The sequence below is a fragment of the Acidimicrobiales bacterium genome (assembly GCA_036399815.1).
In the GTDB taxonomy this organism is placed as follows: Bacteria; Actinomycetota; Acidimicrobiia; order Acidimicrobiales; family DASWMK01; genus DASWMK01.
The window spans coordinates 1-19044 of record DASWMK010000250.1 but is presented as its reverse complement, the minus strand read 5'-3'; the positions used below and the strand labels follow the sequence as shown (position 1 = coordinate 19044).

Genomic DNA, 19044 nt, shown 5'->3' with positions numbered 1-19044 from the left:
GGCCGAGGCCCGCCGCCACGCCCGGGAGGCGCTGGAGGTGCGGGCCGCCGCGCAGGAGGCGCTCGACAAGGAGCGGGCCGCCGTCGCCGCGAGGCCGGTGCCCGACGAGCGCGAGGTGGCGGCGATCCGCCAGGCCGTCGTCGACGCCGAGCTGGCCCGCCGGGACCTCGAGGCCCGGCTCGCGGCGGCCCGGATCGCCCACGCGGAGGCCTGGGAGGCGCGGGAGCAGGAGCAGGCCGTCCTCGACGAGGCCAGGGACCGCCGGCGCCAGGCGGCCGAGGCGTGCGCCCGGCTGGCCCGGGCGCTGGAGCGGGCGAGGGCCGACCGAGACCCGTCGGCCGAGGCCGCGCTGGAGGCCGCCGCCGCCTGGCTGGCCGAGCTGGAGCGGGCGAGCGGGGACGACGTCGCCCACGCCCGGGACGACAACGGGCATCGGGGCCGGTCGCACCGCCGGTTCGGGTCCGGCGACGGGCGGTTCCGGAACGGTGACGGGGCGCACGGGCCGGACGGCGGCGGCGCCGGCCGGTTCGGGGGCGGGGACGACCTCGGAGACGGCACCGCCGACGGCGAGAGCGGGCCCGGCTGGTGGGGCGCCGGGGGCCGCTCGGCCGCCGACCGCGACGGCGACGGCGGGTCGGCCTGGGCCGACGGCAACGGCAACGGCGGGTCGATGTGGGCCGCCGAGAGCAGCGGTGGCGGCTCGGCCGTCGACGGCGACGGCAACGGCGGGTCGGCCTGGGCTGCGGGCGGCGGCGACGATGGGTCGGCCTGGGGTGAGGGCGCCGGCCACGGCGGGTCGACCTGGGCCGACGGCAACGGCGACCGTTACGGCGGGTCGGCCCGGGCTGCGGCCGGCAACGGCGGGTCGACCCGGGGCGCGGGCGGGGGCGACGGGTGGGCCGGCCGGGTCGAGGCTGGGGCCGGCGACTCGCCGGGCCCGTGGGGCGGCGTCGCCGCCGCGGACGGCCCGGCCGTGTGGGCGGGCGGGGCGGCGGCGACCGCGGTCGCTCCTGCCGGCATCGCCCCGGACGCCCTGCGCGGGCACATCGAGCGGCTGGAGCAGCGGCGGGCCGAGCTGCTCGACCGGCTCGGGTCGCCGGGCGGGCTGGCCGACCGGGTGCGGGCGGCGCTCGACGCCCTGGCCGCCGAGCCGCCGCCGGCCCAGGTCGTGCCCGAGGCCGTCGCCCTGGCCGACGAGTGGGAGGCGGTCGTCGCCGAGCTGGCCCGCGTCGGCGCCGAGCGGGCCCAGGACGTGGACGCCGTCGTCGCCGCCCGCCAGCGCCTGGAGGTGGCCCGCCGGGAGCTGGTGGCCGCCGAGGACGCCGTCCGCCTCCCCGAGCTCGACCGCGAGCGGATCGAGGCCCTCGAGATCGCCCACGGCGAGGTGCTCGACGCCGAGGAGAAGGTGTCGGGCCGCTTCTCGGGCGGCCGGGCCCAGCGCCGGCTGGAGACGGCGAGGGCCGAGGAGCAGCGCATCCTCGACGAGCTCGGCTTCCGGACCTACGCGGACTACCTGATCGGCACGTCGATCCTGCACGTGGACGCGGCGTCCGAGGCCCGCCTCGACCGGGCCAGGGCCGAGCTGGCCGCCGCCGAGGACGACTGGGCCGCCCTCGAGGCGACCCTCGACAGCGAGCTCGACCGGGGCGCCCTCCTCGACCGGGCGCGGGCGGTCCGCGAGCGGGCCGCCGAGCTGCTCGGCGACGACCCCGGCGACGACGTCCAAGGCCGCCTCCGGACCCTGCGGCGGGCGCCGACGGCCAGCCCGGCCGCCACCACCCTCCGCCGGCTGCTCGAGCAGGTCGGCCTGTACGTCGTCGACGACGCCCACCTCGCGGCCACGGCCAGGGCCTGGCTGGCCGACCAGGCGGCGTCGGGCGACGAGGACCGGGACGCGGTCCGCAGCGAGCTCGCGGTGATCGAGGCCGAGCTGGCCGACGTCCGCCGCTCCTTCGACCTGCCCGCCCCGCCGGCGCCGGTCGACGAGCGCGACGCCCGCGTCGAGGAGGCGCTCGCCGCCCTCGCCGCCGCCGAGCAGCGGCTGGCCCGCCACCGCGACGCCGAGGCGCTGGTCGCCGAGCTGTCCGCCGCGCTCGAGGGCGCGGCAGCGGCCGAGCGGGCCGTGACCGCCGGGATCCTCGAGGCCGAGGAGCGGGTGGCCGAGGCGGCCCGCCCCGAGCAGGAGGCGGCCGCCCTGGCCGCCCGGCTGGAGGCCGGGCTGGTCGAGGCGGTCGAGGCCGAGCTGGCCGCGGTGACGGCGCTGGCCGACCTGGAGCCGCCCCCGTCCCACCCGGGCGCCGACCCCGGCGCGGTGGCCGCCCTCGAGCGGAAGCTGATGGCGGCCATGGCCGCCGAGGAGGCCGCGGTCGCCGCCGTCCATCGGGCGCAGGCTGCGTTCGCGGCCGCCCAGGAGCGGTGGGCCGAGGCCGAGGAGGACGCCGCCTCGGAGCGCTCGTCGCTGCGCCGGTCGGGCGCCACCGAGGAGGTCGAGTGGTTCCTGCTCGCCCGCCTGGCCGCCCAGCGGTCGGTCTCCTACGCCGGCTCGGTGCCCCTCGTCGTCGACGACGCCCTCGCCGCCCTGCCGTCCAACGCCCGGTCCCACCTGCTCGACCGGCTGGAGCGGATGGCGTCGACCGTGCAGCTGATCTACGTCGGCGACGACGCCGAGGTGGCCTCGTGGGCCGAGCGGGCCGGCCGTGACCGGGCGGCGGTCGTCCGGCCCGTCCGGCCGGCGCCCGTCAGCGCCTAGCATCGGCCACCCCCACTCTCGTCTTCCCCTGGAGGCGCCGTGGCCGCCATCACCGAGGACGCCATCCGCCGGCTGGCGGCCTTCAAGGGGGCCGACGCCCCCGTGGTCACCTGCTACCTCGACGTCGACGGCCGCCGCCTCGTGCGCCGCCAGGACGTGGAGCGGGAGCTCGAGCCGCTGGTGCGGCGGGGGCGGGCCCTCGCCAACGGCGACCGGCGCGTCCTGGCCGACGTGGCGAGGATCGAGGACCACGTCAGGGGGGGCATCGACCGGTCGAGGACGAGGGGCATCGCCTTCTTCGCCTGCTCGGCCCACGGCCTGTGGGAGGTGTTCCACCTGCCGGTGGCGGTGCGCAGCCAGGTGGTGGTGAACGCGGCGCCGGCCGTCGCGCAGCTCGAGCGGCTGGTGCGGGAGTACGAGAAGGCGGCCGTGCTGCTGGCCGACCGCCGCCGGTCCAGGGTGTTCGTGTTCGAGCTGGGCGAGCTGGTGAACCAGGACGAGGTGACCGACGAGCTCCCGCGGGACTGGGACGAACGTGGCCACCAGGAGCGGGGCGAGCCCGTCGGCCACGTCGAGGCCCTGGCCGACCGCCACCTCCGCCACGCCGCCGCCCAGGCCTTCGCCGTGTGGCAGGCCACCGGGTTCCAGCACCTCTCCATCGGGGCGTCCGACGAGATCGCCGCCGAGCTGGAGACGCTCCTCCACCCGTACCTGCGGGCCCGGCTGGCCGACCGGGTGCCGCTCGGGGTGGGCGCCACGATCGACGAGGTGCGGGCGGCGGCCGCCGCCGTTGAGCTGCGCCAGGAGCGCCGCCGCGAACAGGAGCTGGTCGAGCGGCTGCGGGAGGCCGTCGCCACCGGCCGGCGGGCCGTCGCCGGCCTCGCCCCCGTGCTCGAGGCCCTCGGCCAGCGGCGGGTCGACCACCTCCTCGTGTCGAGCGGCTACGAGGCGACCGGCTGGCGGTGCGCGGCGTGCGGGTCCCTGGCCACGAGGGGCCGGCGCTGCCCGGTGTGCGGGGCGGAGATGACGAAGGTGGGCGACGTGGTCGAGGAGGCGGTGGACGAGGCCCTCGCCCAGTCCTGCCGCGTCGACCTGTGCGTGGACTGCGCCGACCTCGACGTCCTGGGGCGCATCGGCGCGCTCCTCCGCTACTGACGGCCGTGGCCGCCGGCGGCTGGCTGGGGCTCGACGTCGGCGGCACGAAGATCCTCGGGGTCGTGGTCGACGAGACGGGGACGGTGCTGGCCGAGGGCAAGGTGCCCACGCCGGCCGGCGGCGACGCCGTGCTCGACGCGGCCGCCGGGCTCGGCGCCGAGCTCCAGGCCCGCTCGGTGCCCGCCGCCGCCGCCGGGGCCGGCATCCCCGGCCTGGTCGACCGGACGGGCGTGCTGCGGGTCGGGCCCAACCTGCCGGGCGGCGCCGGCGTCAACTTCACCGAGGGGCTCGGCCGGCGGCTCGGCGTGCCGGTCGCCGTGGACAACGACGCCACCTGCGCGGCGTGGGGCGAGTTCCAGCTCGGGGCGGCGCGCGGCGTGTCCGACGCCGTCGTCCTCACCCTGGGCACCGGCATCGGCGGCGGCCTGATCGCCAACGGGACGCTCGTGCGGGGCGGCCACGGCTTCGGCGGCGAGCCTGGCCACATGGTCGTCGACCCGAGCGGGCCGGCCTGCCCGTGCGGGCGGCGGGGCTGCTGGGAGCGGTTCGGGTCGGGGAGCGGGCTCGGCCGGCTGGCCAGGGAGGCGGCCCACGCCGGCCTGGCCGCCCGGGTCGTCGAGCTGGCCGGCGGCGACCCGGAGGACGTGCGGGGCGAGCAGGTGACCGCGGCCGCCGCCGAGGGGGACGAGCAGGCGCTCGCCGTCCTCGAGCGGTTCGGCTGGTGGATCGCGCTCGGCGTCGCCAACCTCGTCGCCATCCTCGACCCCGAGGTCGTGGTCCTCGGCGGCGGCCTGGCCGCGGCCGCCGAGCTCGTCCTCGCGCCGACGAGGCGGGCCTTCGCCGAGGTGGTGATGGGTGGCGAGGAGCGGGGCGACGTGCGCATCGTCGGGACCGTGCTCGGGCCGCGGGCGGGTGCCGTCGGCGCCGCCCTGCTCGGCCGGGACCGGGCGAGCGACCTCGCTCCCGGCTGACCGTCGGCCCCGCCCTACGGTGGGGGCATGGAGCTGCGCCGGATCACGAACCTGCCGCCCTACGTCTTCACGATCATCGACGGGCTGAAGGTGGCGGCCCGCCGGCAGGGCGCGGACGTCGTCGACCTCGGCTTCGGCAACCCGGACCTCCCGTCGCCCGAGGTGGCCGTCGACAAGCTGGCCGAGGCGGCCCGCAACCCCCGGAACCACCGGTACTCCGCCAGCCGGGGCATCCCGAAGCTCCGCCAGGCCGTCGCCGACCTGTACCTCCGCCGCTTCGGCGTCGAGCTCGACCCGGAGACCGAGGTGATCAACACGATCGGCGCCAAGGAGGGCTTCTCCCACCTGATGTGGGTGCTCCTCCAGCCGGGCGACGCCGCCCTGGTGCCGTCGCCGTCGTACCCGATCCACATCTACGGGCCGCTGTTCGCCGGGGCCGACGTGCGCGAGGTGCCGCTCGGCACCGACGTGGACTGGTTCGAGCGGCTCCTCGAGGCCTGGACGTACTCGTGGCCCAAGCCCAGGGTCATCGTCCTGTCGTTCCCGCACAACCCGACCACCGCCTGCGTGGACCTCGCGTTCATGCGCCGGGTGGTCGACTTCGCCCGCGAGCACGAGGTGCTGCTCGTCCACGACTTCGCCTACGCCGACCTCGGCTTCGACGGCTGGTCGCCCCCGTCGATCCTCGAGGTCGACGGCGCGAAGGAGGTGGCCGTCGAGCTGTACTCGCTGACCAAGTCCTTCTCGATGGCCGGCTGGCGGGTGGCGTTCGTGGTCGGCAACCGCGAGGTGGTGGCCGGCCTCGGCCGCCTCAAGTCGTACCTCGACTACGGCACCTTCCAGCCCATCCAGATCGCGGCCACCGTCACCCTGAACGAGGCGCCGGAGTTCCCGAAGCTGGTGCGGGAGGTCTACGAGAGCCGCCGCAACGCCCTGTGCGACGGGCTGAACCGCATCGGCTGGGACGTGGCCCGGCCCAGGGGGACGATGTTCGTGTGGGCCCCGATCCCCGAGCCCTACCGGGAGATGGGGTCGATCGAGTTCGCCTCGTTCCTCGTGCGCGACGCCCACGTCGCCGTGTCCCCCGGCGTGGGGTTCGGCCCCGGTGGCGACGGCCACGTGCGGTTCGCGCTGATCGAGAACGAGCAGCGCATCGCCCAGGCGACGAGGAACCTCCGCCGGGCGCTGACCAAGCTGGGCTAGCCGGGGTCAGCCCCTGAGGCCGCCGAGGCAGAAGGCGACGGCCACGTCGGCCACGTCGCCGGCCGGCTCGCCCCGCTCGTGGACGAGGGAGCGGGCCAGGTGGCTCGTCACCCCGAGGATGGCGTGGGCCAGCACGATCGGGTCGGCGTCGTGGATGACGCCGTCCACGATGCCCTCCTTCACGTGGCGGGCGGCGTCGGCGACGAGCACCTCCTGGCCCCGGCGCAGCGACGGGGCGAAGCGCTCCTCGGTGGCCGCGAACTGGAACAGCCGGTACACGTCCCGGTGCTCCTCGGCCCAGGCCATCGACGCCCGGATGCCGAGCTCGATGCGCCGGAGCGGGTCGGGCTCGTCGCCGATGGCCTGCTCCTGGCGCCGCCGCAGGTCCTGCTGGGACTCCCGCAGGATCTCGACGAACAGCTCCTCCTTCGAGGAGAAGTACCAGTAGAAGACGCCCTTGCCGACGCCGAGCCCCTGGACGATCTCGGCGACCGAGGTGGGGTGGTACCCGTTCTCGGCGAAGCGGGCGGCGGCGTAGGCCATCAGCTGGCGCCTCCGCTCCCGCCCCCTGGCCGTGAGCCGCCGGTTCATCTGCCCGAGGCTACCGCCACTTGACCAGCGGGTCCGGGACCGGGGACGGCCCGCCCGGCCGCCGGGGACCACCCACTAGCCTGCGCCGTCGTGGCCTACCGGCTGGTGAAGGCGATCCTGCTCCCCGTGTTCCGGTTCTTCTACCGGATCAGGGTGGAGGGCCTCGAGCACGTGCCGGCGTCCGGCGCGGCGATCCTCGCCTCCAACCACCTCGCGGTGTGCGACTCGTTCTTCCTCCCGGCGGTCCTGTCCCGCCGCATCACCTTCGTCGCCAAGGCCGAGTACTTCGAGAACCCGAAGACGGCGTGGTTCTTCCGGGCCGTCGGCCAGATCCCGATCAAGCGGGGCGGCGGGTCGGCGTCGGCCGCCGCCCTCGACGCCGCCGCCGAGGTGCTGGAGGCCGGCGGGCTGTTCGGCATCTACCCGGAGGGCACCCGCTCGCCCGATGGGCGGCTCTACAAGGGCCGCACCGGCGTCGCCCGGCTGGCGCTGCGCTGCGACGTGCCCGTCCTGCCCGTCGCCATGGTGAACACCGACCGGGTGCAGGAGATCGGGTCCCGCACGGTGACGCCGTGGGTGCCGGTGACGATCCGCATCGGCGCCCCGCTCGACTTCGGCCGCTACCGGGACCGGGCGACCGACCCGCTGGTGCTGCGCCAGATCACCGACGAGATCATGTTCGAGATCCGGGCGCTGTCGGGCCAGGAGTACGTCAACCGCTACGCCAAGCGGGGGGAGTCGGCCGAGCCGGAGGTGCCGGCGAGGGTGCCGGCGCTCGCCACCCCGTCCGACGACGACCGGCGGCTGGAGCCGGTCGGCGCCATCGCCGGCTGACGCCGGCCGCGACGGCCACCCCACCGGCGGCCGACGCGGCCCGCGCCGGTACCGGCTACGGCGAGCCGGCCGGCTCCCAGCCCCTCGCCCGCTCGACCCCGCGGAGCCAGCGGCGGTGGGCCGTGTCGGCCGCGGCGCGGCTCGCCTTCGGCTCGAACTCGGCGTCGAGGCGCCAGTTCGCCGCCACCTCGTCCAGCGAGGACCACACCCCCTCGGCCAGCCCGGCCAAGTAGGCGGCGCCCATGGCCGTCGTCTCCTGCACCTGCGGCCGGGCCACCGGCACCTGCAGCTGGTCGGCCTGGAGCTGGAGGAGCAGGTCCATCACCGAGGCGCCGCCGTCGGCCCGCAGGGCGGCGACCGGCCGGCCGGCGGCCGCCACCATGGCGTCGACCACGTCCCTCGTCTGGAACGCCATCGACTCGACGACGGCCCTGGCCAGGTGGGCCCTCGTCGTCCCCCTCGTGATCCCGAGCACGGTCCCCCTGGCGTAGGGGTCCCACCACGGGCTGCCGAGCCCGGTGAAGGCGGGCACGACGACCACGCCCTCGCTGTCCGGGCACGACTCGGCCAGCGGCCCGACCTCGGCCGCCGACCCGATGACCGCCAGCCCGTCCCGCAGCCACTGGATCGCCGCGCCGGTGACGAAGACGGCGCCCTCGAGGGCGTAGTCGGTGCGGTCGCCGATCTGCCAGGCGACGGTCGTGAGCAGGCCCTCGACCGGCGGGGGGACGTCCGGGCCGACGTTCATCAGCACGAACGACCCGGTGCCGTAGGTGTTCTTCGTCATCCCCGGCTCGAAGCAGGCCTGGCCGAAGAGCGCGCCCTGCTGGTCGCCGACCGTGCCGGCGACCGGGATGCCGGCGCCGAGCGGGCACCCCGCCGCGGTCACCCCGAACCGGCCGCTCGTCGGGCGGACCTCGGGCAGGCACCCGGCGGGGACGCCGAACACGTCGCACAGCTCGTCCGACCAGGCCCTCGTGCGCAGGTCGTAGAGCAGGGTGCGGCTGGCGTTGGTCGGGTCGGTGGCGTGGACGGCGCCGCCGGTCAGGTGCCAGAGGAGCCAGGCGTCGACGGTGCCGGCGGCGAGGTCGGGTGAGGCCTCGACCCCGCCCTCGGTCAGCAGCCAGGCCAGCTTGGTGGCCGAGAAGTACGGGTCGAGCACGAGCCCGGTCGCCTCCCGCACGAGGGGGAGGTGGCCGGCCTCGGCGAGGGCGGCGCAGCGGTCGGCCGTCCGCCGGTCCTGCCACACGATGGCCCGGTGCAGCGGCCGCCCGGTCCGGCGGTCCCAGACGACCACGGTCTCCCGCTGGACGGTCAGGCCGACGGCGGCGACGGGCTGGTCGAGGGTGCCGGCCAGCTCGGCCAGGGTGGCGTCGACGGCGGCGACGATCTCGTCGGGGTCGTGCTCGACCCAGCCCGGCCGCGGGAAGTGCTGGGGGAATTCCCGGTACGAGGCCCCGGCCGGCCGGCCCTCGTGATCGACGGCGATGGAGCGGACGCCGGTGGTCCCGGCGTCGACGGCGACGACGACGGCCATGGTGGCGCACGCTAGGCGCCCGGGGGATGGGCGTACGGCGGGGCGGCGGCCCGCCGCGGTGCGCGTTCGGTGCACTGCGACCGCCACGCAGCGGTGCGGTGGGTTAACGAACCGTGGCGACTGTCATACCGATGGCCTAATGTCCCGCCGTCGCTTTCACGGGGGAAGCGCAGCGCGGAAGGGACATCCAACTACGTGAAGATCCATGCAAGGCCGATCAGGCGCCGCGGGCGGGTGGTGCTGATCGCAGCCATCGGAGTCCTGCTCGCCGCGAGCAGCCTGGCCGTTCCGTCGGTCGCCGAGGCGCAGTCCGCCTTCTCGAGCTCGTCCCTGTCCGCGGGGACGACCGTCGAGGGCGCGAAGTCGCCGACGAGCCGCATCGCGCGGACGGACCCCAGCCTGCTCGGCAAGACGAGCAGCACCCCGACGGCTGTGGTCGTGAAGCTCGACTACGACTCGATCGCCACCTACACGGGTGGGATCCGGGGCCTGGCGCCGACGAGCCCGTCGGTGACCGGGAGCAAGCTGAACGCCAACTCCGCGGCCGTGCAGGCCTACGAGGCGCACGTGGCGGCCAAGGAGAGCCGGTTCGTGTCGGCCCTGCAGGCCGCCGTGCCGAGCGCCAGGATCGGCCAGTCGCTGCGGACGGTCTACGGCGGGGTCGCCGCCGTGGTCCCGGCCAACTCGATCGAGGCCATCCTCGCCATCCCCGGCGTCGTGGCCGTGCAGCGTGACGCGCTCGCGCAGCTCCAGACCGACTCCAGCCCGAGCTTCATCGGCGCCGACACCCTGTACCGCCTCCTCGGCGGCGGCCGCCTCGCCGGCCAGGGCGTGTACTTCGCCGACCTGGACTCGGGCGTGTGGCCCGAGCACCCGTCCTTCGCCGACGAGGGCGACCTCGCGCCGCCCGGCCCCCGTCCCGACGGGACCACCCGGACCTGCAAGTTCGGGGACAACCCGCTCACGCCGCAGATCGACCGGTACCGCTGCAACAACAAGCTGATCGCCGGTGAGCCGTTCCTCCAGACCTACAACGCCCTGAACCCGGGCGAGGAGGTCTACCCGAACACGGCCCGCGACTCGAACGGCCACGGCACCCACACCACGACGACCGCCGCCGGCGGCTTCGTGCAGGACGTGCCCGTGTTCGGCGTCGACCGCGGCCCGATCAACGGCATCGCCCCCGGCGCCTACGTCATGGCCTACAAGGTCTGCGGGGCCGAGGGCTGCTTCAACTCGGACTCGGCCGCCGCCGTCGGCGAGTCCATCCGTGACGGCGCCGACGTGATCAACTTCTCGATCTCGGGCGGCACCAACCCGTACACCGACGTGGTCGAGCTCGCCTTCCTCGACGCCTACGCGGCGAACGTGTTCGTCGCCACGTCGGCCGGCAACGACGGCCCCGGGGCCAGCACCGCCAACCACCTCAGCCCGTGGGTCACCACGGTCGCGGCCTCCACCCAGCGCCGCGAGTTCCAGTCCGAGGTCACCCTGACCAACGGCGAGACGCTGACGGTCCACGGCAACACGATCACCGACGGGGTCGGCACCCCGCACCCGGTCGTCCTCGCGTGGGAGGACCCCGCGTACGTCGAGGCCGCCGGCGGCGACGCCGAGGACGCGATGATCTGCCCGGTCGAGGCCCCGCCCGGCACGTTCGAGGGCGAGATCGTCATCTGCATGCGTGGCACCAACGCCCGGGTGGAGAAGGGCTACAACGTCCTCCAGGGCGGCGCGGTCGGCATGCTGCTGATCAACCCGGTGGTGCAGGACACCGAGACCGACAACCACTGGCTCCCGACCGTCCACATCAACCAGCCCCAGGGCGACGAGGTGCTCGCCTACGTCGAGGCGCACCCCGACGCGATGGCGACGTTCACCGCCGGCATCCCCGTCGACGGCCAGGGCGACGTCATGGCCGCCTTCTCGTCCCGCGGCCCGGCCGGCGACTTCCTGAAGCCGGACATCACCGCCCCCGGCGTCCAGATCCTGGCCGGCACCACCCCGACCCCCGAGAGCATCGTCGAGGGTCCCCCGGGCGAGCTGTTCCAGGCCATCGCCGGCACGTCCATGTCGTCGCCGCACATCGCCGGCTCCGGCATCCTGCTCCGGGCCCTGCACCCGTCGTGGGGCCCCGGCCAGATCAAGTCCGCCCTCATGACCACCGCCTACCAGGGCGTCGTCAAGGAGGACGAGACCACTCCGGCCGATCCCTTCGACTTCGGCGCCGGCCGCGTCGACCTGACCAAGGCCGGCGACCCGGGCCTCACCTTCGACGAGTCGGCGGCCAACTACGCCGCCTCGGCGACGGACCCGCTGCACCGGATCGACCTGAACCTGCCGTCGGTGTACGCCAGCGGCAACGCCGGGGAGATCACGACCCAGCGGTACGCCCAGAACGTGACGAGCCGGGCCCTGACCTACAACGTCAGGACGGCGGCGCCGCACGGCGCCTCGGTCCGCGTCTCCCCGTCCCGGTTCACGATCGCCCCCGGGGCGACCATCCGCCTGGACATCACGCTGTCGTCGATCACCCTGCCGGTGGGCACGACGGTGTTCGCGGAGATCCAGCTCGACCGCCAGGGCAGCGAGCGTGACCTGCACCTGCCGGTCGTGTGGACCCGCAGCCAGGGCAACATCGTCCTCGACCAGGAGTGCGCCGACAGCCGCATCAACACCGGCGACAGCACCACCTGCGAGGTCACCGTCACCAACAACTCGCTCAGCAACACCCCGGTCGACGCCACGACGAGGGTGAGCGAGCAGCTGCGGGTCGTCCGGGTCACCGGCGCCAGCAAGGTGGACGGCCGGACCGTCACCGCGTCCGACCAGAGCCTCGCCGGTCGCCAGCTCGGCAACCCCACCATCGAGCCGGGCACCACGCCGGCCGGCAACTACCTCCCCCTCGACGCCTTCGGCGCCGAGTTCGAGGCCATCGGCGACGAGGAGGCGATCAACTTCGACCTCCCCGCGTTCGAGTTCGCCGGTGAGACGTTCACGTCGCTCGGCGTCACGTCCAACGGCTACGCGGTGGCCGGCGGCGTGCAGGGCGGCGAGGACATCGTCTGCTGCCCGCCGCAGGACATGCCCGACCCCGAGCGGCCCAACGGGGTCATCGCCCCGTTCTGGACCGACCTCGAGGGCACCGACGCCGAGGGCATCGGGGCGCTGATCCTCGCCGACGACGAGACGGGCGACGCCTGGGTCGTCATCGAGTGGCGCCTCGAGCTGTTCGGCACGGAGACCCAGGAGGTCTTCCAGCTGTGGCTCGGGATCAACGGTGAGGAGGACGTCTCCTACGGCTACGACTTCGACAACCTGACGCAGCCGCCCGAGGAGATGGGCCTGTCCATCGGTGCCGAGAACTCGGCCGGGACCGGCGGTGAGGACATCCACACCGTCCCCGAGGAGCCCCAGCGCATCGTCAGCACGCCGGGCGCCCCTGGTGAGGCCCTCCAGTACACCCTGACCGTCCGCGGTGGCTCGGTCGGCAACGCGACCGTCCGCACGGACGTGCGCTCGCCGGCCATCCTCGGCACGGCCAGCGAGGTGGACACCATCCGGGTGCGCTGACCCGCACCCGAGCACGGCGATCCGGGCCCGGCCTCCCTCGGGGGGCCGGGCCCCGCCGCGCCTAGGGTGTCCCCATGCGAGTCGGGATGCTCACCGGGGGCGGTGACTGCCCCGGCCTGAACGCCGTGCTCCGGGCCGTCACCCGCAAGGGCGAGCGCCACTACGGCGACGACCTGGTGGGGTTCCGCGACGGCTGGCGCGGGGTGATCGAGAACCTGACGATGCCGGTCAGCGTCGAGCGGCTGCGGGGCACCCTGCCGAGGGGCGGCACCATCCTCGGGTCGTCGCGCACCAACCCCTACAAGGTGGAGGGCGGGGTCGACCGGGTGCGGGACACGCTCTCGTCGCTCGGGGTCGACGCGCTCGTGGCCATCGGCGGCGAGGACACGCTCGGGGTGGCCGCCAAGCTGGCCGCCGAGGGCGTGCCGGTGGTCGGCGTGCCGAAGACCATCGACAACGACCTGTCGGCCACCGAGCTCACCTTCGGGTTCGACACGGCCGTGCAGATCTGCGTCGACGCCATCGACCGCCTGCACACGACGGCCGAGTCCCACGACCGGGTGATGGTCGTGGAGGTGATGGGCCGCCACGCCGGCCACATCGCGGTGTGGTCCGGGATCGCCGGCGGGGCCACCATGGTCCTGATCCCCGAGGAGCCCTTCGACGTGCAGGCCGTGTGCGAGGCCATCGTCCACCGCCACGAGGCCGGCCGGTACGCGTCGATCGTGGTCGTGGCCGAGGGGGCCACGCCCAAGGAGGGGACGGTCGCGACCGCGTCGGGCGAGGTCGACCAGTTCGGCCACGTGCGGCTGGGCGGCATCGGCACCGCCCTGGCGGCCGAGATCGAGCAGCGCACCGGCTACGAGACACGGGCCATCGTGCTCGGCCACGTCCAGCGGGGCGGGACGCCGACCGCCTTCGACCGGGTGCTCGCCACCCGGTTCGGGGTGGCCGCCATCGACGCCGTCCACGACGGCGACTTCGGCCGGATGGTCGCGCTGCGGGGCGGGCTGATCGTCCGCGTGCCCCTCGACGAGGCCGTCGGCGAGCTCAAGCTGGTCGACCCGGCCCTGTACGACGTCGCCCGCGTCTTCTTCGGCTGAGTGGAGTACGGCCCCGAGACGTACGGCGAGCGCATCGCCGACGTCTACGACGAGTGGCACGCGGCGCGGCCCGGCCTCGACGCCGCCGGCACCGACCGGGCCGTCGCCGCGCTCGCCGCGCTCGCGGCCGAGGGCGGCGGGGGGCGGGTCCTCGAGCTCGGCGTCGGCACGGGGCGCCTGGCCCTGCCGCTGGCCGCCACCGGGCTCGACGTGTCCGGCATCGACGCCTCGCCGGCCATGGTGGAGCGGCTGTCGGCCAAGCCGGGCGGCGACCGCGTGGCCGTCACCATCGGGGACTTCGCCGACGTGGGCGTGGACGGCCCGTTCTCGCTCGTGTTCGTCGCCTTCAACACGTTCTTCGCCCTCGCCAGCCAGGACGACCAGGTCCGCTGCGTGGCCAACGTGGCCGCCCGCCTCGACGACGGCGGCCTGTTCGTGGTCGAGGGGTTCGTCCCCGACCTGGCCAGGTACCGCACGACGGGCAGGAGCGTCGGGGTGGTGAGCGTCGACCTCGACCGGGTCGTGCTCGACGTCAGCGTCCACGACCCCGTCGCCCAGACGGTGGAGGCCAGCCACGTGGTGCTGACCGAGGCCGGCACCCGCCTCCAGCCCGTCCGGCTCCGCTACGCCTGGCCGGCCGAGCTCGACCTGATGGCCCGGCTGGCCGGCCTGCGCCGCCGCGACCGGTGGGCGGGGTGGGGCCGGGAGCCGTTCACCGCCGCCGCCGGGTCGGCCGTGTCCGTCTACGAGCGGGCGGCGTGAGCGCCGAGGACGTCGCCGCCTACGACGGCTGCCGGCGGCGGCTGGCCGCGCTGGTGGCGGCGGGCGACCCCGCGGTGCCCGTGCCTGCCTGCCCGGGCTGGTCGGTCCACGACCTGGTCGCCCACCTGGCCGGCCTGGCCGAGGACGTCGTCGAGGGGCGGGTCGACGGCTACGGCACCCCGCCCTGGACGGCGGCCCAGGTCGCCGCCGGCCGGGGCCGGCCGACCGCCGAGCTCCTCGCCCGGTGGGAGGCGCTGATGCCGGCGTTCGCGACCGCGGTGGCCGACCCGGCGAGGAGCGCGGGGACCGTCGCCCCGCTGCCGCTGCTGGTGCTGTTCGACGTGGCCGCCCACGAGGCCGACGCCCGCGCCGCGCTCGGCGCCGGCGGGGCCGTCGACCCGGCGACGGTGGCCCGCTGCCTCGCCCTCTCGATCGGGTCGCTGCGCCTCGCCGCCTCGGCCGCCGGCGCGCCGCCCCTGCGGGTGGTGGCCACCGGGCTGCGGTCGTGGGACGTGGGCCGGGGCGACGACCCCGACGAGGTCGAGGCCGAGCCGTTCGAGCTGTGGCGGGCGCTCGGCGGCCGGCGGACGAGGGAGGAGGTGGCCGCCCTCCGCTGGCGGGGCGACCCCGGCCCCCACCTCGACGGCTGGCTCCTCCCCCCGATGGGCTGGCCGGACCGCCCCGTCGGCCCCTAGCGACCGCCTGCGCCGGGCGCCGGGGCCGCCGCTCAGGCGTCGGCGAGGGTGTCGACGTCGTCGCGGCGGGCGATGGCGCCGAGGCGGTCGTCGAGGACGACGTGCGGCGCACTGCGCACGTTGGCGTACAGCACGAACGCCCCGCCGGCCTTGGCGACGCTGAGCGAGTGGACCTCGACCCCGTCGAGGCCGTGGAGGGCGCTGACGGCGTCGCCGGGCTCGGCGCCGGGGCGGAGGATCACCTTGATGCGCCGGCGGTCGCGCTGGAGCCAGCGGCGGATGGCGGCCCGCAGGGGCCGGAGGACGGCGAGGCTGCCGGTCAGCGCGATCGTCGTCACCAGCGCGGTGCCGATGTCGCCGACGCCGACGGCGAGGCCGATGGCCGCCGTCACCCACAGGCTGGCCGCCGTCGTCAGGTTCCGCACGGTGTTGCCCTGGCGGAAGATCACGCCGGCGCCGAGGAAACCGATGCCCACCACCACCTGGGAGGCGACGCGGGTGACGTCGATCTGGATGTTCGACGGCGCGCGCGGCGAGCGGAACTCGAGGAACCCGAGCGTGGAGACGATGCCGAACAGGCAGGCGCCGAGCGCCACCGAGATGTGGGTGCGCAGCCCGGCCGGCTGGTCGGCCACCTCGCGCTCGAACCCCACGATCGCGCCCAGGGCGACGGCGGCCGCCACCCGCCCGATGACGTCGGCGTCGAAGTCCACGACGGCGGAAACTAACCGCCGGGCCGGCGACCCGGCGTCATCCGCCGCCGGGGACGGAGGTGCCGGTGGTCGTCGTCGACCGGGGGGAGGGGACGGCCGGGCCCAGGCCGAGGAAGTCGGACCGGTTGAGCGGCCCGGCCACCTGCTCGCCGTCGCCGTTCACCTCCCGCTGGACCTCGCCGTTGCGCTCGAACAGCACGGCGCTGATGCCCTCGATGTCGGTGACCGTCCACACCACCTGGGCGACGGCCTTGCGGTGGTCGTCGTTGGCCTGGCCCTCGGTGAAGGCGCCGTTGAAGTCGAGCACGACCACCCGGTTCTCGACGATCTCGGGCGGCGAGGCGAGGGCCGTGCCGTCGGCCAGGAACGTGGCCAGGCTGCGGTCGATGTCCTCCTGGACGAGCCCGCCGAGCAGGGCGTTCAGCCGGTCCTCGACCGAGAACCTGGCCTCCACCGGCCGCTGCACGGGCACGAGGCGCTCGATGCCGGCGTCGTAGAAGTAGACGACCTCGGTGAACGGCCCGCTGGTGGCCGGCTGGTCGCCGGAGACGGGCGGGGACAGGTCGAAGGGCAGGGCGTCGTCGGGGATCGGCCTGGCCTGGTCGTCGGCCGGCACCCCGCAGGCGGCAGCGGCCACGGCCAGGGCGACGAGCACGGCCATCAGCGGGGCGAACCGGTGCCGCCTCACGCCATCGACCCCACGTCGACCACCGGCAGCTGGGCCGTCGGCTCCTCGCCCCCGCCGGCCAGCACGGGCAGGCGGACCACGAACCGGGCGCCGGTCTGGCCGTCCCTGCGGCCCTCGACCCACACCGTGCCCCCGTGGAGCCGGATGTGCTCGGCCACGAGCGCGAGGCCGAGCCCCACCCCCTCGCCGCTGCCCCGCCGGCCGGCCTCACCGCCCCTCGCGAACCGCTCGAACACCCGCTCCCGCTCGTCGGGCGGCACCCCCGGCCCCCGGTCCTCGACCGCGATCTCGACCCCGCCGGGCACCTGGCGGAGGGTGACGGCGGTGGCCCCGGCGCCGTACTTCGCGGCGTTGTCGACGAGGTTGGCGATCACCCGCACGAGGCGGCGCTTGTCCGCCTCGACCACGAGGTCGGCGATGCCGGCGTCGACGCTCACGGGCACGTCGGCGTCGGTGCTGGCCGCCACCGCCTGCATGACGAGCTCGGGCAGGAGCACCTCGTCGAGCTGGAGGCGGGCGGCGCCGGCGTCGATGCGGGAGATCTCGAGCAGGTCCTCGACCAGGGTCTGGAACCGGGCGACGTCGGCCACCAGCAGGTCGAGGGCCCGCTGGGCGCGGTCGGGCATCTCGTCCCTGCGGGCCTGGAGCACCTCGATCGACGCGGCCAGGGTCATGAGCGGCGACCGCAGCTCGTGGCTCACGTCGCTGGCGAAGCGGGCGTCGCGCTCGATGCGGTCCTGGAGGGCCTGGGCCATCTCGTTGAACGAGGCCGCCAGCGGGGCGAGGTCGGGGTCGCGCCTCGCCTCCAGGCGGGTGTCGAGGTTGCCCCCGGCGATCGCCTCGGCGGCGTGGCCGACCTCGGCGAGGGGGCGCAGCACCCGGCGGCTGACGAACCAGCCGATCGCCGCCCCCGTCAGCGTCGTGAGCAGGCCGGCGGCGATGAGCGCCACGGACAGCGAGTTGAGGGTGTCGTCCAGCTCGGCCAGCGAGACGATCTCGTAGTACTCGGCGTCGACGGACTGGAGCGGCACGCCCACGGCCAGGTTGGGGTCGCCCTCGATCGTGTAGCGCATGCGGCCCGGCCGCCCGGCCTCGACGACGCGGCGGAGGCTCACGGGGATGGACTCGATGCCGAACTCGGCGAAGGCCGGGATGGGCTGCACGTCGCGGACGAGGATGGGCCGGGAGCCCTCGGGGGAGGCGCCGAGGTCGCGCAGCAGGTCCGGGATCTCGCGGTCGTCGGTCAGCTGGGGGAGGGTGTCGAGCACCTCCTTTGCGTTGTCGAAGACCTGCTGGAGGGCGGCGTTCACCCGGGAGTCGATGAGGTTGTCCCGCACCAGCGCCCACGTGACCCCGGCGAGCAGGGCCGAGGACAGGAACGAGCCGAGGGCGAACGCGAAGATCAGCCGGGCCCGCACGCCGAAGCGGCGGGACGGGCGGAGCGGCTCGAGCCGGGCGGCCAGCGTGTCGACCGCGGCGCGACGCCGTGCCGGCACCGCGGCCACGGTCACACCTGGAGCTTGTAGCCGAGCCCTCGGACGGTGACCACGTGCCGCGGGTTGGCCGGGTCGTTCTCGACCTTGGTCCGCAGCCGGCGGACGTGGACGTCGACCAGGCGCCCGTCGCCGAAGTAGCCGTAGCCCCACACCCGCTCGAGGAGGACCTCGCGGCTGAACACCCGCCCGGGGCTCGAGGCCAGCTCGACCAGCAGGCGGAACTCGGTCTTCGTCAGGTGGACCTCGCGGCCGGCCTTCCGCACCACGCCCTCGTCCGGGATGATCTCGAGGTCGCCGAAGCGGAGGTGGGACCCGCCGGGGTCGCTGGCCCTGGCCCGGCGGAGCAGGGCCCGGATGCGGGCCGACAGCTCCTTCGGGGCGAACGGCTTGGTGAGGTAGTCGTCGGCGCCGGCCTCGAGCCCGGCGACCACGTCGTGGGTGTCCGCCCTGGCCGTCACCATCACGATGGGCACGTCGCTCGCCCGCCGGATGGACCGGCACACCTCGAACCCGTCGATCCCGGGGAGCATGATGTCGATGAGCACGACGTCGGCCGGGCGGCGCCCGAAGGCCTCCAGCGCGGCCTCGCCGTCCTCGGCCTCCTCCACCGACCAGCCCTCGTCCTCGAGGGCGAGCTTGACCGCGGTGCGGATGCGCTCGTCGTCCTCGACGGTCAGGATCCGCGTCGCCACTGCTCAGCGAGCATAGGCGGCGAGCAGGGCGTCGCGGCCGGCACCCCTTCCCGTGCGGTAGTGCAGCCCCTCGGCCAGCGCGTTGCCGACGTCGCGGCACGTGACGAGCGCGGCGGCGCCCTCGTCGGTGAACCCGTCGAGGCACTGGAGGTCGATGTCGAGGCGGGTGGGCGCGCCCTCCGCGGCGTGCCGGGCGGCGCGGACGAGGGCCGCGCCGGCCTCGGCGTCGAGGAGCCCCGAGACGGCGATGACCACGACGCCGTCCACCGAGGTGACCTCCAA

Annotated in this window: 16 protein-coding genes; 9 read left to right on the top strand and 7 right to left on the bottom strand. The window is 75.5% G+C overall.

Features of this window, described 5'->3' with window-relative positions:
- The 4 genes from VGB14_18950 to VGB14_18935 form a co-directional block, all read left to right on the top strand.
- On the top strand, positions 1-2749 hold a 2749-nt coding region (locus tag VGB14_18950; GenBank protein HEX9995011.1), incomplete at its 5' end, for a hypothetical protein.
- A gap of 39 nt (positions 2750-2788) precedes the next feature.
- Complete coding sequence (locus VGB14_18945) at positions 2789-3904, top strand: hypothetical protein (GenBank protein ID HEX9995010.1); 1116 nt, start codon at positions 2789-2791, stop codon at positions 3902-3904.
- A 5-nt stretch (positions 3905-3909) separates the two neighbouring features.
- On the top strand, positions 3910-4875 hold the full coding sequence (locus tag VGB14_18940) for an ROK family protein (protein ID HEX9995009.1): 966 nt from the start codon (positions 3910-3912) through the stop codon (positions 4873-4875).
- Between the two features lie 27 nt (positions 4876-4902).
- Positions 4903-6078, top strand: coding sequence for an aminotransferase class I/II-fold pyridoxal phosphate-dependent enzyme (locus VGB14_18935; GenBank protein HEX9995008.1), 1176 nt, complete (start codon positions 4903-4905; stop codon positions 6076-6078).
- Positions 6079-6084: 6 nt separating this feature from the next.
- Here the strand turns inward: VGB14_18935 and VGB14_18930 are convergent, their stop codons facing one another.
- The gene (locus VGB14_18930) at positions 6085-6669 is read right to left on the bottom strand and encodes a TetR/AcrR family transcriptional regulator (GenBank protein ID HEX9995007.1); all 585 of its coding nucleotides are present in this window, start codon (positions 6667-6669) and stop codon (positions 6085-6087) included.
- 90 nt (positions 6670-6759) lie between these two features.
- Between VGB14_18930 and VGB14_18925 the strand changes: the two genes are divergently transcribed.
- The gene (locus VGB14_18925) at positions 6760-7503 is read left to right on the top strand and encodes a lysophospholipid acyltransferase family protein (protein HEX9995006.1); all 744 of its coding nucleotides are present in this window, start codon (positions 6760-6762) and stop codon (positions 7501-7503) included.
- Positions 7504-7558: 55 nt separating this feature from the next.
- Here the strand turns inward: VGB14_18925 and glpK are convergent, their stop codons facing one another.
- Positions 7559-9040: a glycerol kinase GlpK gene (glpK, locus tag VGB14_18920; protein ID HEX9995005.1), complete on the bottom strand. Its 1482-nt coding sequence runs from the start codon at positions 9038-9040 to the stop codon at positions 7559-7561.
- 234 nt (positions 9041-9274) lie between these two features.
- Here glpK and VGB14_18915 point away from each other — a divergent pair, with 234 nt between their 5' ends.
- The 4 genes from VGB14_18915 (at position 9275) to VGB14_18900 (ending at position 15173) form a co-directional block, all read left to right on the top strand.
- Complete coding sequence (locus VGB14_18915; GenBank protein HEX9995004.1) at positions 9275-12613, top strand: S8 family serine peptidase; 3339 nt, start codon at positions 9275-9277, stop codon at positions 12611-12613.
- A gap of 74 nt (positions 12614-12687) precedes the next feature.
- Complete coding sequence (locus tag VGB14_18910; protein ID HEX9995003.1) at positions 12688-13716, top strand: 6-phosphofructokinase; 1029 nt, start codon at positions 12688-12690, stop codon at positions 13714-13716.
- Positions 13717-14478 carry a class I SAM-dependent methyltransferase gene (locus VGB14_18905; protein ID HEX9995002.1) on the top strand — a complete coding sequence of 254 codons (762 nt, stop codon included), beginning with the start codon at positions 13717-13719 and terminating at the stop codon, positions 14476-14478.
- Complete coding sequence (locus tag VGB14_18900) at positions 14475-15173, top strand: maleylpyruvate isomerase family mycothiol-dependent enzyme (GenBank protein ID HEX9995001.1); 699 nt, start codon at positions 14475-14477, stop codon at positions 15171-15173. Before VGB14_18905 ends, VGB14_18900 begins: the two co-directional genes overlap by 4 nt.
- A gap of 32 nt (positions 15174-15205) precedes the next feature.
- Here the strand turns inward: VGB14_18900 and VGB14_18895 are convergent, their stop codons facing one another.
- From VGB14_18895 to VGB14_18875, 5 genes are all read right to left on the bottom strand, one after another.
- The gene (locus VGB14_18895) at positions 15206-15886 is read right to left on the bottom strand and encodes an MgtC/SapB family protein (GenBank protein HEX9995000.1); all 681 of its coding nucleotides are present in this window, start codon (positions 15884-15886) and stop codon (positions 15206-15208) included.
- Between the two features lie 37 nt (positions 15887-15923).
- Positions 15924-16574 carry a GerMN domain-containing protein gene (locus tag VGB14_18890; GenBank protein ID HEX9994999.1) on the bottom strand — a complete coding sequence of 217 codons (651 nt, stop codon included), beginning with the start codon at positions 16572-16574 and terminating at the stop codon, positions 15924-15926.
- Complete coding sequence (locus VGB14_18885) at positions 16571-18070, bottom strand: HAMP domain-containing sensor histidine kinase (protein HEX9994998.1); 1500 nt, start codon at positions 18068-18070, stop codon at positions 16571-16573. The genes VGB14_18890 and VGB14_18885 overlap by 4 nt, the downstream gene beginning before the upstream one ends.
- 11 nt (positions 18071-18081) lie before the next feature.
- Positions 18082-18762, bottom strand: a complete 681-nt coding sequence (locus tag VGB14_18880; protein ID HEX9994997.1) for a response regulator transcription factor — start codon at positions 18760-18762, stop codon at positions 18082-18084.
- Between the two features lie 3 nt (positions 18763-18765).
- Positions 18766-19044, bottom strand: a 279-nt coding sequence (locus VGB14_18875) for a hypothetical protein (protein HEX9994996.1), incomplete at its 5' end; no start/stop codon positions are given.

Coding starts and splice junctions, on each gene's coding strand:
- VGB14_18935 (HEX9995008.1), top strand. CDS start 4,903: ATGGAGCTGCGCCGGATCACGAACCTGCCGCCCTACGTCTTCACGATC.
- VGB14_18930 (HEX9995007.1), bottom strand. CDS start 6,669: ATGAACCGGCGGCTCACGGCCAGGGGGCGGGAGCGGAGGCGCCAGCTG.
- glpK (HEX9995005.1), bottom strand. CDS start 9,040: ATGGCCGTCGTCGTCGCCGTCGACGCCGGGACCACCGGCGTCCGCTCC.
- VGB14_18910 (HEX9995003.1), top strand. CDS start 12,688: ATGCGAGTCGGGATGCTCACCGGGGGCGGTGACTGCCCCGGCCTGAAC.